Raw genomic sequence first — 16,454 nt, 5'->3', positions numbered from 1 at the left:
GCAATATGACACGCGATTTTAGTGGAAAGACAGTGGTGATAACCGGCGCATGCCGTGGCATAGGGGCCGGCATCGCCGCCCGCTTTGCGCGCGATGGGGCAAAACTGGTGATGGTGTCAAACTCAGAGCGGGTCTTCACCACGGCAAAAGAGATTGAAGAAAAATTCGGCAGTGAAATCTTACCGTTGCAGGTGGATGTCACCGATGAGGCCGACGTGCAGCGCTTGTATCAGCAGGCCGCACAGCGCTTTGGCACCATCGATGTCTCAATCCAGAATGCCGGGGTGATTACCATTGATCGCTTTGACGCGATGCCGAAAAGCGACTTTGAAAAGATTTTGGCGGTCAATACCACCGGTGTCTGGCTGTGCTGTCGCGAGGCGGCCAGGTACATGGTGAAACAGGGCAGCGGCAGTTTGATCAACACCTCGTCAGGGCAGGGAAGGCAGGGATTTATCTACACGCCGCACTACGCCGCCAGCAAAATGGGGGTAATTGGTATTACCCAGAGCCTGGCGCTGGAATTAGCGCCCTGGCATATCACCGTCAATGCCTTCTGTCCCGGCATTATTGAAAGCGAGATGTGGGATTACAACGACCGCGTGTGGGGGGAAATCCTCAGCAGTGATAAAAAGCAGTACGGTAAAGGAGAGTTGATGGCCGAGTGGGTGGAAAATATCCCGCTGAAGCGCGCCGGCCAACCCGAAGATGTGGCCGGGCTGGTGGCTTTCCTCGCTTCTGACGATGCACGCTATATCACCGGGCAGACTATTAATGTGGATGGCGGGCTGATTTTCTCTTAATTAATCAGCGGTTTGATGTGGGCAGCATTGCTCCAGAATTAAAAGAATTTTTAAGCAACCCGCAGTGACGCCGATAAGCAGGCTGATGGCGTATCGGGGCAGGCATCCGCAGCGCTGAACGGAGTGAGTATGCCAGGAGAGCCCGCAGGACGCGGGCGAAAGGTGGCGCTGGAACATGGATGTTCCATCGGCACCGGTCCGTAAGGCATACGAGTGAAGTGAAGGCACCGCGCTAGCGGCGCGAGGACCGCCAGCCCCGGTGCGACACCTGCTTGCTTTATTACCGTTACCACCGTGTGTGTCATCCCTGACTTCCTTGACCCACGATATCCGTATGTAAAATGTCCGAATTACCCCAGTGTTTTCGGCATCAACGGCAGAATGTGCTAGGGTATTCCAGTAGGAATTTGTGATCTACCTCTAATTCTTAACTGGATAAAAGCCTGTTTTTGTTATGTTACCTGTTTTGTTTACCTTCAAATCTCTGCGCATCCTGCCCGCTGCCATGGGCTTAATCTTGTCGGCGCCAGCTTTGGCTCTGGTAACAGACACCCATGTCGCAGAAACGCCGTTCAGCGATCCAACACGCTTCCAAAAAATGGCGGATGCGCTGCCTGCGCTGGGTTATGAGGATCAGAATGCCGCCTTCAGTAAACAGCTGGCAACCATCGCAAAAAGCATTGGGGAGGCAAGCCAGGACAGCAGCAATGACAGTACCTTTGGCCATCAGGCGGGGATTTGGGCTTTCAATCACTTTCGTGATGAACTGGGGGATCGCGTTGTCGATGAAGGGCAGTCGCTACTGTCACCCTATGGCAAAGCGCAGATCGACTTCAACGTAGATATGGACGGCAACTTCACCGGTAGCGGGGCATCCCTGCTGACGCCGTGGGCCGATCGTTATCAATATCTCACCTTCACTGAAGTGGGTTTCCATCAAACCGATGACGGGCTGGTGGGCAATCTGGGACTCGGACAGCGCTGGACGGCAGGAAAATGGCTACTAGGCTACAACGGCTTCGTCGACCGGATGTTCAACAGCGGGTTGCAGCGAGCATCACTGGGAACAGAAGCCTGGAGCGACTACCTACGCTTCTCTGCTAACTATTACACGCCACTTTCAGGCTGGCAAAACCGCGATCCTTTTCAACAGGAACGCCTGGCGCGTGGCTACGACGTCACGACGCAAGGCTACTTACCGTTTTATCGCCAGCTAGGCATGTCGGTGAGTTGGGAGCAGTATCTCGGCAACGACGTGGATTTATTTAATACCGGCAACAGCTACCATAATCCGTCGGCATTGACCTTTGGTGTCTCCTACACGCCGGTGCCACTGGTCACCTTCTCTGCCAGCCACAAAACCAGCAATGAAGGTGAGAGCCAGGATCAACTTGGCCTGCATCTCAACTATCGCTTTGGCGTGCCGCTCAGCCAGCAACTCAGCGCGGATAATGTAGCCGAGGCGCGATCGCTGCGTGGCAGCCGTTACGATATGGTCACCCGCAACAGCACGCCGGTGATGGAGTATCGCCAGCGTAAAACCTTATCGGTGTTCCTCGCCACGCCGCCGTGGCAGCTTAACGGCGGGGAGAGCCTGCCGCTGAAGCTACAAATCCGTAATGCCAATCCGATTACTAAAGTGGTCTGGCAGGGTGATACGCAGGCACTTAGCCTGACGCCGGGCAGTAACCCTAACGATCCGCAGGGCTGGAGCATCATCATGCCCGCATGGGACGCCACCTCAGGTGCCAGCAACCGCTATCGTCTCTCGGTGACATTAGAAGACAGTAAAGGCAGCCGCGTAACGTCAAACTGGATCACCCTGCAGCTACAGGAGCCTTTCTCGATTGACTCAGGAGAGGACAACCGCTTCAACGTCATGGCACCGTAACTCTGCCAGTAAACGACGAAGAAATTGCTGCCGGATGAGGGTTGATCCTGTGTAACATGGCAGCTGAATTTCAGGAATGGACTTCCTCGCTATGCCATCAATTCCACTGCCGCTGGTCACGCTGCTGGTGCTGCTAATCTTAATGTTGACGCTATGGATTGGCGATCGGCAACGTCATCGCCATACGCTACGCTTCCTCCTTTTATGCTCGCTATTACTCACGGTGGGAATAGTGCGTTGGGTCTGGCCCTCGCCGATGCTGATGCTGCTTCGTGTCTTGATCGCAACGGTGCTGCCTGCGCTGGCGTGGCACTGTTTCAGTCATCTCACCCAACATAGCGTTTCTCGTTGGCACATCGCGCCAGTGATACTGGCTATTATTATTCAGCAATGCTGGCCCCCAGCCATTGATGCCGTGCTGTTTGCACTCTATCTTGCTTACGGCATGGCACTGATCCATGTAGGAATATGCGGCAGCGAGAAATTGACTGAGGTGCGTATTAGCGAAGTGCCATTCGCGGCGAAGATGGCGCTGGCGACTGGTATTTTTCTCTGTTTCTCCGGCGTCACTGACCTGTTAGTGGCAGTGGAATTTGCCTGGCATCAGGGTAAATTTGCGCTTCCACTCATAGCGCTGTTGCAAACATTCATGCTGCCTTTTCTGGCACTGGCCATTGCGCTTGCCGCACGTACACGCCCAATTGCCGAAACGTCAGTGCCCGAGGCTGAGGTTGTTGATATCCCATCCCCTGAGCAGGCCGCGCTTTGCGAACAACTGGAAGAACGGCTGCGTAAAGATGCGCTGTTTCTTGAGAACAACCTGACGTTGAATATGTTGGCGCGGAAAGCCGGCATTCCTGCTCGTCAGATTTCTCGCGCCGTGAATACGACTTACCACTGCAATGTCTCACAGTGGATTAATGGTCTGCGTATTTCTCACGCACAGCATTTACTTCGTAACAGCTCTCTGCCGATTACGGAGATTATGTTGGCATCAGGTTTCACCACCAAATCTAACTTCAATCGCGAGTTCCTACGTATTAGCGGGATGACGCCGAGCGCCTTTCGGCAGCTGGGAAATTCAGCGCCTGAGCGAGAAAGGGTGTGATTCGCTGAATGATATCTTGATGGATGGTCGCACGACTGCGGCTGCCCTGATCGTTACAGATAATGCCATCGCCGGGTGAAAACTTATCAATCAGCGCTACGGCATCAGGTTTACAGCGCTGCATAAAGCTGAAGTGGGTTGCGCCACGAACACGTGAGAACTGCACCCAGCGCGGTGGAATATGCTGTGCCAGATAACCGGATTCCAGCGAGGCAGGTAACTCAACGCTATCCTGTTCTGCGGAAAGCACCATCACCGGCACGTTGATATTGGCCAGGCTCTCTGGCGTGAATCCGCGAGCTAAACCCAGATCGAGCGACACGGCTGCTTTAATGACGGGATTGCGCAAGGGCGCATCCAGTAATGCATGATTGGCGGTGTGATTGATCCCCAAGGTTTCAATTAGCTTACAGTCTGAGAGTTGCTGACGGTGCTGGCAATCTTGAATATAGGATGCCGATGAAAATTGTGCACCCACCAATTCCAGCACCGTCCAACCACCCAGTGAATGTCCGATGGCCGCAATACGCGTGGTATCCACTTCGCCTGCCAGCTGCGGGTTCGCCTGCAACGCAGCGATTAACTGATTAATATCCTGCGGACGAAGCCACAGCTGTTGAGCAAATTGCGGTTCAGTATTTGCCGTGGTGGTGCCCGGATGATCGGGAGCGGCAACCATATAACCCTGCGCCACTAAGGCAACGGCTAACCAGTTCAGATTGCGCCAGCTACCACCATATCCATGGGACAGCATAATTAAGGGATGAGGTTGATGCAGAGGAGTGGCATTACGTAATACTGACTCGCCGTAAAACGCTGCATTTTCTCCTGCCTGCTCGGACGCACCTGCCGGGTTGCTGGGGTACCAGAGGGTCACGTTGAGTGGTCGAGCGGTTTGCGCTTCTAGCGTCAGTTGGCGGAATCCGGTTCCAGCTTGTGCATAAGAAGAGATGAGAATCAGTAACAGCGCCAAAACATAAGGTCGAATCATTTATTGCAGTCTCCATGAGTTGAGTCATGAAGATAAATAGCGAATACAGACGGTTAGCGCGTCCTGAATCACGATCCAGTACTGATTTTTTAGCTTATACAAAAGAAAAGGGCAGCTTGCGCTGCCCTTGGCTCATACCCAGCCGACACTAGCCGGTATGCAATGAGGGGAAACCAACTTAGAACTGATACACCAAGCCTACAGCGGTAACATCGTCAGTATTGATGTTCAACGGATTATTATCTTTCAACAAGTTGATCTTATATTCCGCGTAAGCAGACATGTTTTTGTTGAAGTAATAGGTCAGGCCAACGGCAACGTATTTGAACAGGTCAGTATCACCGACATTGTTTTCCAGATCTTTAGCACGAGAAGAAACATAAGCTAAAGAAGGACGCAGACCGTTCAAGAACTGATACTGTGCAACGGCTTCAAAATTCACCGCTTTATTCGCAAAACCAGTATTGCCGACCGGAGTCGCGTTCTGGGTTTCGCCATAGATGGTCGCCAGGTAAATCTGGTTCGCATCATACTTCAGACCGGTTGCCCAACTCTGCGCTTTGTCGCCTCTGCCGTAGGTCGCGGTATTTTGTGCCGTGACACGGTCCAGGTTAGCGTAAGCACCTACGATGCTTAAACCAAAGTCGAAATCGTATGAAGTTGAAAGTGCGAAACCGTCACCATTTGAACGACGCACTGCCAGATTGCTCGCGGTGGCGCTGTCAGAACGCTCATTTTTACCTTCATACTGTGCCGCAAAGTTCCAGCCTTTCACCAGACCGAAGAAATCTTTGTTGCGCCAGGTCAGCACGCCCGTTGAGCGGCCAGAAAGGAAGGCATCGGTATAACCCGAGTCACCACCGAAGTACGGCAGCATATCGGTGTAACCCAATACGTCGTAAACCAGACCGTAGTTACGACCGTAGTCGATTGAACCGAACTGAGCGATTTTCAGACCAGCAAAACCAAGACGGGTTTTGTTGCCTGAGTTCGCATCGCTGCCTTCAGAGTTGCTCAGGCTGTACTGGTATTGCCACTGACCATAACCGGTCAGTTGGTCATTAATTTTGGTTTCGCCTTTAAAGCCTATACGGGTGTAAGAAGACACGTCGCCGTTTGAGCTGTCGTTATCAGAGAACAAATGCGAAACGTTAATTTTGCCGGTCAGATCCAGTTTGTTGCCATCTTTGTTATAGATTTCGGCGGCGTGAGCCGAAGAAAGTCCCAGCAGTAAAGGCATCACTGCTGCCAGTAAAGAGCGCTTCATCATTTATTTTTACCCTGTGATATTTTTTAATTGTATCCCCGCTTTCGGGGTGAAAAGAAAATGACACAAAAAGTTCAAGATCAAAAGTGCAATATATGTAACTAAATATTTCCTATTGGCTTTTTGTGTGATTTTTAATCTTAACTTCCAATATGTGGGATTTTACATTGGATAAACTTATCCCATTCATGAAGAGTTAATGGGTTGATAAAATAACTAAGATATTGAAAATAAAAGCTTTAATGTAGGTTAAAGAACGGTCAGTAAAATTTTAATTTTGTGAGTTAAATAGCACAAGCCTATGCGTTATTGTTCAATAACAAATATCCAGAACCCCCTAATGATTAGCAGGGTAATTATCAAGTTCACCACTTTGTATCTGTTTATTTCCGATTTGATAATAACCTTAGTCACTAAATGTTATTTAGGATCCGTTTAATTAACCCTGATTAAAAAACATTCTATTGGCCTCGGTTAATTGTTAATAAAGTTCACAATTAGCGGGCTTCAACAGCGATCGGCCTCTGCACAATTCCTGCACTCCCGCGCACCATTGGTGCACAGCTCGCCCCAAAAAGAGGCATTGCGCGCGTCATTTTGGCGAAATATTTCATGTTCGATCACAAAAGCATGATTTCATTTTGCGAATGCATAAATCCGCTAAAGAAATTCCTGCACATCAATCCACATCAGACAAGTATTCACTTTTTATGCATTTAAAGTGAATATCGACATTGCTTAACTCATTGATATTGCGTTACTCAAAGCCATTTATGCATTTTTTCTGCTAGCTGGCACGCTTACTGCACTCTACAGTAGAGCTGCAATACAACAGCTTTTAACAATTTTAAAACAAAAGCTTCACCTGAAGTGGAGCAGGAGAAATGGCTATGTCACTGCAAGTTTCGCGTCACGATTTCGATCAATGGATGATGCCGGTTTATGCCCCAGCGGCTTTTGTACCGGTGCGCGCTGAAGGTTCAACACTTTGGGATCAGCAGGGAAAGGATTACATCGACTTTGCAGGTGGCATCGCGGTCAATGCCTTAGGACATGCGCATCCTGCTTTGCAACAGGCTCTGACAGAGCAAGCGAGCAAACTGTGGCACACCGGTAATGGTTACACAAATGAACCGATCTTGCGTCTGGCTAAGCAGTTAATAGATGCCACCTTTGCTGACCGTGTGTTCTTCTGTAACTCCGGTGCTGAAGCCAACGAAGCGGCACTTAAGCTGGCGCGTAAAGTGGCGCACGATCGATTTGGTGCGGAAAAAAATGGCATCGTGGCTTTCAATAACGCCTTTCATGGCCGCACGCTGTTCACGGTGTCCGCCGGCGGTCAGCCCGCTTACTCGCGCGACTTCGCGCCGCTACCTCCCGCAATTCAGCATGCCCACTTCAATGACCTTGCCTCTGCTGCCGCTCTGATCAATGACCAAACCTGCGCCGTCATTGTTGAACCGATTCAGGGGGAAGGTGGGGTGTTACCTGCCGATCCGGCTTTCCTGCGTGGTTTACGCGAGTTGTGTGACAAACATCAGGCCACGCTGATTTTCGATGAAGTGCAAAGCGGGGTGGGCCGTACCGGTTCACTTTACGCCTACATGCACTATGGCGTGACGCCAGACGTTCTGACCACGGCGAAAGCGTTGGGCGGCGGCTTCCCGATTGGTGCCATGCTAATGCGTGAAGATCTGGCGCTGGTGATGGGTGTGGGCACACACGGTACCACTTATGGCGGTAACCCATTGGCGGGCGCTGTGGCGGGCAAAGTGATGGAGCTGATCAATCAGCCCGATTTTATGGCCGGTGTTTCTGAACGCCACCAGTGGTTTGTCGCAGCGTTGCAGGAACTGAATCAACGCCTGCCAATCTTTAAAGAGATCCGTGGGCTGGGTCTGCTGATTGGCGCGGTGCTGAATGAAGATTTTGCTGGTAAGGCCAAGCAATTTAACCTCGCGGCTGCTGAAGAGGGCGTAATGGTGCTGATTGCCGGTGCTAACGTGGTGCGATTCGCGCCCGCGCTCAACATCAGTGAAGCAGAAGTAAAAGAAGGGCTGGCTCGTTTTGAACGTGCCTGCGCTCGCGTGCTATCAGGAGCCGCATCATGATGGTGATTCGCCCCGTTGAACGTGACGACCTTGCGCAGTTGCTGTCGCTGGCGGGCAAAACCGGGGGCGGTTTAACCTCGCTGCCTGCCGATAGCGAAACACTGAAAGCGCGAATTGAGCGGTCACTGCAGACCTGGCAGGGCACGTTATCCCGCGCTGAGCAGGGCTATGTGTTTGTGTTGGCCGATAGCGAAGATAACCGCGCCGTAGGCATCTGTGCCATTGAGGTAGCGGTAGGTTTGCAGGATCCCTGGTACAACTTCCGCGTTGGCACCCAGGTGCACGCCTCCAAAGAGTTAAATGTGTATGCCAGTTTGCCCACTCTGTCGCTGAGTAACGATCACACCGGCAGCAGTGAACTCTGTACGCTGTTTCTCGATCCTGACTATCGCGACGGGAAGAATGGCTACCTGTTATCAAAATCGCGCTTCCTGTTTATGGCGAATTTCCGTGACCGCTTTATGAAACATGTGGTGGCAGAGATGCGCGGCGTCAGTGACGACAATGGTCATTCCCCGTTCTGGGACAGCGTCGGCAGCCGCTTCTTCTCGATGGAGTTTAGCGAGGCCGATTTCCTCAGCGGCACCGGGCAAAAAGCCTTTATTGCCGAGCTGATGCCTAAGCATCCTTTGTATATCCATTACCTGACTGAAGCGGCACAAAAGGTCATTGGCGAAGTGCATCCAAAAACTGCACCGGCACGCGCCGTTCTGGAAGCCGAAGGGTTTCGCTACCTCAACTATATCGACATTTTTGACGGTGGCCCAACGCTGGAGTGCGAGATCGATCGCATCCGCGCCATCCGCAAAAGCCAGATGCTTCACGCGGAAGCGGGTGAGGCCGATGAAAACTGGCCGCTGTGCCTGGTGGCTAACAGCGATTACCTACATTTCCGTGTCGCATTACTGCCGGTGGATATCTCATCCGGCAAGGTACGCATAAATGAAGCACAACGCACCGCGTTGCGCTGTGAATTTGGCGATGCACTGCGTGTCGTTACGCTGTGCCGCGAGGAGAAAAAAGCATGACGCACTTTATTAATGGTCAGTGGGTGACGGGCGGCGCGGAGAGCTTTAGCAAACATAACCCGGTCACGGGTGAAACCCTCTGGCAGGGTAAAGCCGCGAGCGGTGCGCAGGTTGCTGCGGCCTGTGAAGCGGCACGTGCAGCCTTTCCGGCATGGGCACGGAAACCGGTCGCTGAACGTCAGGCGTTAGTGGAGGCATTTGCCAAATTACTCGACAGCAATAAAACCGCACTGGCAGAAACCATCGCCCGCGAAACCGGCAAACCACGCTGGGAAACGCTGACTGAAGTGCAGGCGATGATCAATAAGATTGCCATCTCGGTCAAAGCCTACCACACGCGTACCGGTGAGCAGGCCGAAGGTGAGAGTTCGTTGCGCCATCGCCCGCACGGCGTGCTGGCCGTGTTTGGCCCGTACAATTTCCCGGGGCATCTGCCAAACGGCCATATTGTTCCTGCGTTGCTGGCCGGGAACTGCGTGGTGTTTAAACCCAGTGAACTGACGCCGATGACCGCCGAAAAAACCGTCGCGCTGTGGGAGCAGGCAGGCTTGCCCGCTGGCGTGATGGCGCTAGTGCAGGGCGGTCGTGAAACGGGGCAGGCGCTGGCCCATGAGCCGCAAATCGATGGTTTGCTGTTTACCGGCAGCGCGGCCACCGGTTATCACCTGCACCGCCAGTTCGCCGGACAGCCAGAGAAGATGCTCGCGCTGGAGATGGGCGGCAATAATGCTTTGATTGTGGAAGATCCTGCCGATCTGGATGGTGCGGTACATATCGCTATTCAGTCTGCCTTTATCACTGCCGGGCAGCGTTGCACCTGCGCACGGCGTTTGCTGGTGAAACGGGGTGCCGCAGGCGATGCCTTCCTGCAACGTTTGGTTGAAGTCACGGCGCGTTTGCAGCCTGGCGCATGGAACGCGGAACCGCAACCCTTTATGGGCAGCGTAATTTCACCTACGGCTGCTGGGCACATTTTTGCTGCCTGGCAACAATTAATCGCTTCCGGCGGTAAAGTGCTGCTGGGCATGCACTGGCCAGACCGTGACAGCGCTATCCTCACACCGGGTATCATCGAGATGACTGGTGTGGCCAATCTGCCGGATGAAGAGGTGTTTGGGCCGCTGTTGCAGGTCATCCGTTACGACGAGTATGAGCAGGCGATTAAGATGGCAAACAACACGCGTTACGGGCTGTCATGCGGCCTAATCTCTCCGCAGCGTGCGCAGTTTGATCAGCTGTTACTTGAGGCGCGTGCCGGGATTGTGAACTGGAATAAACCGCTGACGGGCGCCGCCAGTACCGCGCCGTTTGGCGGTATAGGCGCTTCCGGCAACCATCGCGCCAGCGCCTGGTATGCAGCCGACTATTGTGCGTGGCCGATGGCTTCGCTGGAAAGCCCAAGTCTGGCGCTGCCAGGCAGCCTGTCACCGGGCCTCGATTTCTCCGCTGAGGAGTCATTATGATGAAGGCGTTTGAAGCCAATTTCGATGGGTTGGTCGGCCTGACGCACCATTACGCGGGATTGTCGTTTGGTAACGAAGCTTCGACGCGCAACCAGTTGCAGCCCTCTAATCCGCGTCTGGCGGCAAAGCAGGGACTGCTGAAAATGAAAGCATTGGCTGATTTGGGCTTTGTGCAAGGGGTGATCCCGCCGCATGAGCGGCCCAATCTTCCTTTACTGCGCCAAATGGGTTTTAGCGGCACGGATGAGCAGGTATTGGCCAAAGCGGCACAGCAGGCGTCGCAGCTATTGTCTGCGGTGAGTTCGGCCTCCGCCATGTGGGTGGCGAACGCGGCAACGGTATCTCCTTCGGCAGACAGTGCCGATGGTCGTGTGCATTTCACCGTCGCTAATCTGAACAATAAGTTTCATCGTGCAATCGAAGCGCCGGAAACGGCCGATCTTTTGCGGGCCATTTTCCGCGATCCACGGCATTTCAGTGTGCATGACGCGTTGCCGCAAGTCGCGCTGTTCGGCGATGAAGGGGCCGCGAACCATAACCGCTTTGGTGCCGAGTATGGTGATGCGGGCGTACAGCTGTTTATTTATGGCCGTGACGGGCAGCAGCAGGGTAATGTTCCTGCACGCTATCCGGCGCGTCAGACACGTGAGGCCAGTGAAGCGGTGGCGCGGCTGCATCAGCTGGACGTCAGCCGCACTGTGTTTGCGCAGCAGAATCCTGCGGTGATCGATCAGGGCGTCTTTCATAATGATGTGATCGCGGTAAGTAACCAGCAGGTGCTGTTCTGCCATCAGGAAGCCTTTGTCGATCAACCGCAGCTACTGCAACAACTGACGGAAGCGGTGCCGGGTTTCCAGCCGATTGTGGTGCCGAGCAGTCAAGTCTCTGTCGCCGATGCGGTCAATACCTATCTGTTTAACAGCCAACTGTTGCGCCATCCTGACGGCGGTATGCTGTTGGTGCTGCCAGAGGAGTCGCGCCAGCACCCGGGCGTGTGGCGCTATCTGACGGAGCTGGTGGCAAGCGGGGGGCCGATTCGCGAGCTGAAAGTCTTTGACCTGCGTGAAAGCATGTACAACGGTGGCGGTCCGGCGTGTCTGCGTCTGCGTGTGGTGCTGACTGAAGCAGAACGGCAGGCGCTTAACCCTGCGGTGATGATGAACGACCGACTGTTCGCCACGCTGAATCAGTGGGTTGATCGTCATTATCGCGATCGTTTAACCCAGGCTGATTTGGCCGACCCCCAATTGCTGCGCGAAGGACGTACCGCGCTGGATGAGCTGACTCAGCTGCTAGACTTAGGCAGTGTCTACGCATTTCAGCGTTAACACTGGGGGCGGGCGACAGGCCCGCCTCTGAGTGAGAAAGGAGAAATCATGCAGGACTTTTTACAGCAAACCTTGTCCGGTCAGCCACCTCGCCAGAGAGAAGGCCGTAATGACCATTTGAGCTGGCAGTGGCTCGACGAAGGCATCTTATCGCTGACCCCGCATCATGCGACTCATCAAGCGCTGGTACTGTCTGCCGGTATTCACGGTAACGAAACCGCGCCAGTCGAAATTCTTAATCTGTTGCTGACGCCGCTACTGCAGGGAGAAAAGCCGCTGGCAGTGCGTTTGCTGGTCATTTTAGGTAATCCCGAGGCGTTACGCAGTGGCAAGCGTTATCAGCAGTACGATATGAACCGGTTGTTTGGTGGACGCTGGCAGAAGGTGTCGGAACTACCGGAAGCGCAGCGTGCGCTGCGGCTGGAGCAAGCGCTGGAGAACTTCTGGCGCACCTGTCGCGATCATGAGGTGCGCTGGCATCTGGATCTACATACGGCGATTCGCGGCTCTTACCATGCGCGCTTTGGCGTGATGCCGCTGAATCCCCAGCCATGGCCAGAAGCGTTCCTGCATTGGCTGGCGGCGGCAGAGCTGGAAGCGCTGGTGTTCCACCGCTCCCCTGGCGGAACCTTCACGCATTACAGCTGTGAACATCATGATGCAGCGAGCAGCACGCTGGAGCTGGGTAAAGCCTTACCCTTTGGTGAGAATGACCTTAATCAGTTTAGCGCGGTGCAGCGTGCCTTAGCGGCGCTGCTGTACGGTGAGAAACTGCCTGAGGTGCATGAAACACCGCGCCGTTATCGCGTGACGCAGCAAATCACCCGTCATGGAGACGATTTTGTGTTGCACATGGGGTCGGAAACCCTGAACTTTACTGCCTTCCCGCAGGGGACTTTGCTGGCAGAAGAGGGTGAGACACGCTATTACGTGCAGCAAGCGCGAGAGTATGTATTATTTCCCAATCCTAAGGTGGCGGCGGGATTGCGTGCGGGATTGATGCTGGTCGAAGAGAACGAACAGACTCAGGCGCTGTAAAAGCGCCGATCATGTAGCTAGCGCCACGAACGTCAAGCCGTAGCGGCGCAATTTATTGCGTAATGCTCGTCAGTTAAGCGACTGGTTATAACGCCGTCTGGGGCCGCACCGGGGCTGGCGGTCCTCGCGCCGCTGACGCGGTGCCTTCACTTCACTCGTCTGCCTTAACGGACCGGTGCCGATGGAACATCCATGTTCCAGCGACACCTTTCGCCCGCGTCCTGCGGGCTCTCCTGGCATACTCGCTCAGCTCAGCGCTGCGGAATGCCAGCCCCGGTGCGGCCCCAGCCAGCTCATTAGCTTCAGTGCGACTTGTCAGGGCACATTGTCTGAGGCTATGACGCCTCTACTGCCCCCTCAGGGTTATCCGCAGCGCTGAGACTTTTACGTTGGGCCAGGAGCCCCACGCGGGGAGGCGTGGGGCAGTTCGCGGCCGACCATGGATGGTCATCCGCGAACGGTCCGTCCGGCACGACGTGGAAGTCGAAGGTACCGCTTTAGCGGCGCGAGGACGGCCCAGTGGGGGTAGTAGTGGCGGCAGAGCCCGCACTGAAAAGACAGGCCACTTATCAATGAGCAACCAGAGTTCTTAACTGACGAGCATTACGCAATTTATTGCGCGCCTTTAAGCAGCGGAATAACTTCCTGTTGGTGCGATAAATCGCGCCGTCACGGTCGGGGGCAAGGGGCGGGCCTGAAGGTTGCGCACGACGATATCTGGCATCCTTTAACAGACCGATATTTTCCTTCCTCAAATCCGACAATACCGTTACACTCCTCCTTAATTCCTGCGCATTTCTTCTTGATTGTCATACTCTTTTGCAATTCCTCACGCATTTCTTCTCTTTCTCTCCATGATTGCCTGATCTTTGTCTTTTATGCTTTCAGGGCTTTACTCAGCCTCTGAGTAGTTGACGTTTGGCGTCGTATGCTTGTTTCCGAAGACGCGACACACCTTGTCGTCATGAAACTGAATAGTAAGGACAATATTATGCGTAAACTCACTTCCCTGTTCCTGGCTACTACAATGGCTCTTGGTGCTGCCAACATCGTCCACGCTGCTGCGGACAACCTCACACCACCGCCAGCGGGTAGCGAAAAGCCGATGCACAAGCCGCCGATGCGCCATCACGGCATGGAGATGATGTTTAAAGGCCTTAATCTGACTGACGCGCAGAAAGCCCAGATCAAAACCATCATGCGTGACAGCCATAAAGATATGAAACGTCCGTCGCTGGAAGAGCGCCGTGCGAACCACAGCATCATTGCTTCCGATACCTTCGATAAGGCGAAAGCAGAAGCGCAGGCCGAGAAAATGACCGCCAACGCAAAAGATCGTGCGCTGAAGATGATGGAAACTCAGAACAAGATTTACAACGTGCTGACGCCTGAGCAGAAAAAACAGTACAACGCTAATTTTGAGAAACGTCTGACAGAGAAAGGCCCGCATGACGGTAAAATGCCGCCACCGCCGGCTGATGGTGAATAAGCCGTTTAGCTAATCGGTTTGAGACCGCCGACGTTGTCCACTGCATCTGATGCTTTGGGCAGCGTCGGCGGTTTTGTTTTTAAAGCTCGATAAGCGGGAAGACGCCAGAGAGCAGGGGACGGCAGAGAATTTTATATCCGTCATGGTCGAAGCCATGACGCGCGCGCTCTAGTTGACGCGCTTCAGCCTCTGTTGTGACTGAACCCAGCCAGAACCAATGATCAATCACGTGGATCTGCGTCATCTCTGTACCGACTTCCACCATGCCAACGGGACCTTGCCACGGCCAACACACCACGCGCATCTGCTCTAGCGCCGCATGCAAACGTTGCTGATGATCCTCAACCGATTCGTTGCCACAACAGGCTCCGGCACAGCGCTTTAGTGCGGCGCGGAAACAGCCTCGTCCTGCACTCAAGCGCTCTAATCCTAATAACCCATGGCACAACCGCTGTTCATCGGCGATGGATTTAAGCTTTTCCAGCGCGGCAAAACGACTGCGGAACAGACCGTAAAGATTGGGTGAGCAGGAGAAATCGAGATCTTTGGCGTAAACCACCTGCGGCGCGCCAGCGTCAAGTTGCAGTGAACAGAGCTGACGATTCTTACGCAGGCGTTTATTGAACAGCGGCTGCTGTGTTTTGATCATTTGCGCTTCAAGCAGCTGTGCGCCCAAATCGCCGGCGGTGGGTATCCAAGTGACGCGTCGCGCCTGGCGCAACATGCTGGCTTCATCGGGCGTACGAAAATGCGCCATCACGCGACTGCGCAGGTTGACGCTTTTACCGATATACAAAGGTAAGTTTTCGCTGTCACCGTGAAAGGTGTACACCCCAGGCTGATTGGGTAATCCTTCCAGCCATTGGCGAAGATGTTCGGGATATTGATAAATGGCCGCCGCATCAAAATCGAGGCGGTGGCTGGCAGCACGTCTGACCAAAGCTCACTCCGATTACTGGTTGTTCGTCCAGTATATCAGGCAGGTGCTTATTTCGCCAACGCGTGGCTGAAGAGGGCGTTTCCCGCCGGTATCGCGGGAAACGCTAAGAGATTACTTCTTCCAGAAATCGTCAAACACAGTGATCGGTGGGCGACGTTTGTGTTCGGTTTTCAGATACCAGCCTTCGATGGTTTTCGCAGCGGCGGCATCAATGGTTTTACCTTCCAGATAGGCATCAATCTGCTGGTAAGTGACGCCAAGCGCCACTTCATCCTGCAAGCCAGGGCGATCATCTTCCAGGTCAGCCGTTGGGTGCTTCAGGTAAAGATGTTCCGGGCAGCCCAGAGTTTTCAGCAACTGTTTGCCCTGACCTTTGTGCAGACGGAAGATTGGGTTAATGTCACTGCCGCCATCACCGTATTTGGTGAAGAAACCGGTAATGGCTTCTGCCGCGTGGTCGGTACCGACGACAACCCCTTTGGTCATCCCAGCGATGCTGTACTGCGCTTTCATACGCTCACGGGCTTTCTCGTTGCCGCGCACAAAATCAGAGACCACGATGCCCGCTTCTTTCAGCGCACGTTCACTGGCCAGAATCGCCTCTTTGATATTCACCACCAGCGTGCGGTCTGGCTGGATAAATGCCAGCGCATCCTGACAATCCTGTTCATCAGCCTGCACACCGTACGGCAGGCGTACCGCAATAAAGGTGTAATCGTTGTCGCCGGTTTCTTCACGCAGTTCGCGAATTGCGGTTTGTGACAAGATGCCGGTGAGCGTAGAGTCCTGGCCGCCACTGATACCCAGCACCAGAGTTTTTAAAAAGGGATTGGCTTTCAGGTAGGACTTCAGAAAATCAACGCTTACGCGGATTTCCTGCTGTGCATCGATAACGGGTTTTACACCAAGGGCTTCAATGATTTCCTGCTGCAGTGACATGAACCTCTCCTCAAGTCTGTAGCCTGACGGCACAATGCGAATCATTTGTTAAAGCTAA

13 protein-coding genes are annotated in these 16,454 nt (G+C 53.7%); 9 read left to right on the top strand and 4 right to left on the bottom strand.

The window, feature by feature from the left end:
- The first annotated feature begins 5 nt into the window (after window positions 1-5).
- The 3 genes from LK04_RS10600 to LK04_RS10590 all read left to right on the top strand — a co-directional run bounded on the left by LK04_RS10600 (window position 6) and on the right by LK04_RS10590 (window position 3,802).
- Window positions 6-803 carry an SDR family oxidoreductase gene (locus LK04_RS10600; RefSeq protein WP_039328843.1) on the top strand — a complete coding sequence of 266 codons (798 nt, stop codon included), beginning with the start codon at window positions 6-8 and terminating at the stop codon, window positions 801-803.
- Window positions 804-1,257: 454 nt separating this feature from the next.
- Window positions 1,258-2,694, top strand: a complete 1,437-nt coding sequence (locus LK04_RS10595) for a YchO/YchP family invasin (protein ID WP_052205972.1) — start codon at window positions 1,258-1,260, stop codon at window positions 2,692-2,694.
- A gap of 91 nt (window positions 2,695-2,785) precedes the next feature.
- Window positions 2,786-3,802: a helix-turn-helix domain-containing protein gene (locus LK04_RS10590; protein WP_039328845.1), complete on the top strand. Its 1,017-nt coding sequence runs from the start codon at window positions 2,786-2,788 to the stop codon at window positions 3,800-3,802.
- Here the strand turns inward: LK04_RS10590 and LK04_RS10585 are convergent.
- Together LK04_RS10585 and LK04_RS10580 are read right to left on the bottom strand one after the other, a co-directional pair.
- Entirely contained in the window at window positions 3,735-4,793 is a 1,059-nt protein-coding gene (locus LK04_RS10585; protein WP_039328847.1) for an alpha/beta hydrolase family protein, read from the bottom strand. The two genes, LK04_RS10590 and LK04_RS10585, sit on opposite strands and share 68 nt — an antisense overlap.
- Window positions 4,794-4,971: 178 nt before the next feature.
- Entirely contained in the window at window positions 4,972-6,063 is a 1,092-nt protein-coding gene (locus tag LK04_RS10580; RefSeq protein WP_039328849.1) for a porin, read from the bottom strand.
- An 887-nt stretch (window positions 6,064-6,950) separates the two neighbouring features.
- Between LK04_RS10580 and LK04_RS10575 the strand changes: the two genes are divergently transcribed.
- The 6 genes from LK04_RS10575 to spy all read left to right on the top strand — a co-directional run bounded on the left by LK04_RS10575 (window position 6,951) and on the right by spy (window position 14,517).
- Window positions 6,951-8,171, top strand: a complete 1,221-nt coding sequence (locus tag LK04_RS10575; protein ID WP_039328851.1) for an aspartate aminotransferase family protein — start codon at window positions 6,951-6,953, stop codon at window positions 8,169-8,171.
- Window positions 8,168-9,199 (top strand): arginine N-succinyltransferase, encoded by a 1,032-nt coding sequence (gene astA / locus LK04_RS10570; protein WP_039328854.1) that lies wholly within the window; start codon window positions 8,168-8,170, stop codon window positions 9,197-9,199. Before LK04_RS10575 ends, astA begins: the two co-directional genes overlap by 4 nt.
- A complete protein-coding gene (gene astD, locus LK04_RS10565; RefSeq protein WP_039328856.1) occupies window positions 9,196-10,662 on the top strand; it encodes a succinylglutamate-semialdehyde dehydrogenase in 1,467 nt (488 codons plus the stop codon). The genes astA and astD overlap by 4 nt, the downstream gene beginning before the upstream one ends.
- Window positions 10,662-11,990 carry an N-succinylarginine dihydrolase gene (gene astB / locus LK04_RS10560; RefSeq protein ID WP_039328862.1) on the top strand — a complete coding sequence of 443 codons (1,329 nt, stop codon included), beginning with the start codon at window positions 10,662-10,664 and terminating at the stop codon, window positions 11,988-11,990. The genes astD and astB overlap by 1 nt, the downstream gene beginning before the upstream one ends.
- A 48-nt stretch (window positions 11,991-12,038) precedes the next feature.
- Window positions 12,039-13,028, top strand: coding sequence for a succinylglutamate desuccinylase (astE, locus tag LK04_RS10555; RefSeq protein ID WP_039328858.1), 990 nt, complete (start codon window positions 12,039-12,041; stop codon window positions 13,026-13,028).
- A 991-nt stretch (window positions 13,029-14,019) separates the two neighbouring features.
- Window positions 14,020-14,517 (top strand): ATP-independent periplasmic protein-refolding chaperone Spy, encoded by a 498-nt coding sequence (spy, locus tag LK04_RS10550; protein WP_039335930.1) that lies wholly within the window; start codon window positions 14,020-14,022, stop codon window positions 14,515-14,517.
- A gap of 79 nt (window positions 14,518-14,596) precedes the next feature.
- On the opposite strand, the gene cho is transcribed toward spy, so the two are convergent.
- Together cho and nadE are read right to left on the bottom strand one after the other, a co-directional pair.
- Window positions 14,597-15,457 carry an excinuclease Cho gene (gene cho / locus LK04_RS10545; protein ID WP_039335928.1) on the bottom strand — a complete coding sequence of 287 codons (861 nt, stop codon included), beginning with the start codon at window positions 15,455-15,457 and terminating at the stop codon, window positions 14,597-14,599.
- 111 nt (window positions 15,458-15,568) lie between these two features.
- On the bottom strand, window positions 15,569-16,396 hold the full coding sequence (gene nadE, locus LK04_RS10540) for an ammonia-dependent NAD(+) synthetase (RefSeq protein WP_039335927.1): 828 nt from the start codon (window positions 16,394-16,396) through the stop codon (window positions 15,569-15,571).
- Window positions 16,397-16,454: the final 58 nt, after the last annotated feature.

Source organism: Pantoea vagans, assembly GCF_001506165.1.
Taxonomy (GTDB): domain Bacteria; phylum Pseudomonadota; class Gammaproteobacteria; order Enterobacterales; family Enterobacteriaceae; genus Pantoea; species Pantoea vagans_C.
This window is presented reverse-complemented; position numbering and strand designations above follow the sequence as displayed.